Origin of the sequence: Roseisolibacter sp. H3M3-2 (assembly GCF_029211165.1) — a bacterium.
Lineage (GTDB): Bacteria > Gemmatimonadota > Gemmatimonadetes > Gemmatimonadales > Gemmatimonadaceae > Roseisolibacter.
In genome coordinates this window covers 1-797 of record NZ_JARGEK010000742.1, presented here as the reverse complement: position 1 = coordinate 797, position 797 = coordinate 1, and the positions used below count along the sequence as shown (strand labels likewise).

The 797-nt window shown below is 78.5% G+C and carries 1 protein-coding gene and 1 pseudogene; both read right to left on the bottom strand.

The window, feature by feature from the left end; all coding sequences use genetic code 11:
* The coding region (locus PYV61_RS26130; protein ID WP_275836819.1) for a hypothetical protein at positions 1-275 on the bottom strand (275 nt) is incomplete at its 3' end.
* Positions 272-797, bottom strand: a pseudogene (locus PYV61_RS26125) (hypothetical protein); the annotation flags it as partial. The gene PYV61_RS26130 and the pseudogene PYV61_RS26125, both read right to left, overlap by 4 nt.

Sequence of the window (797 nt, the reverse complement as noted above, 5' to 3'; positions counted from 1 at the left end):
GGCGGCGTCGCCGGCGCGTCGGGCGGGGCCGACGCCAGCGCGTCGGCCACCTCGGCGAGCGCCCGCGACGCCTCGCGCAGCTCGGCGGGGGTCAGCAGCTCGGCCAGCCCGGCCTCGATGGTCGGCAGCGCCGCGCGCAGCTGCGCCACGGTGAGCGCGTCGCGCTCGAACACCCGCGCGCGGAGCAGGAGCCGCGACAGCGTGAACGGCGCGACCGAGCGGCCGAGCATCGGCGCGACCGCGGTCACCAGCGCGTCGAACAGCCCGGCGCTCATGCGCGCTCCGGCTGCCCGGCGGTCGCGAGGGAGCGCGACAGCTCCTCGCGCATCCGCTCGAGGTCCGCCGTCTGGAGCGCCAGCTCGCGCTCCAGGTGCCCGCGCTGCGTCTCCTCGATGCGCCGGAACACCTCCGCGCCCGAGACCAGCGCCACCGCGTAGGCCGCGAAGCGCAGCACGTGGAAGAGCCACCACACCGGGCTCCACACGTCGGAGAGCCAGAACAGCAGCCCGGCGACGCCGAAGAGCACGAGCTGCGTCGCGAACACGGCCGCCTCGCCCGCGCCCGGCGCGAGCCGGCTCACCGAGGAGCCGCGCGCCTCGCGCGCGAGGAACGCGGCGCCGGCGAGGAAGCCGACGCCGCCGACCACGTTCAGCGCGCGCGCCCACGTCGTGTAGACGCCCGCGGCGTCGAACGCCGCCGGCCACGCGCCCGGGGGGATCAGCAGCGCCGCCGACAGCAGCAGCGCCACGGCGACCGACCCGCCGAGCAGCCGCGCCGCGCGGCGCGCCTCCTCCGCG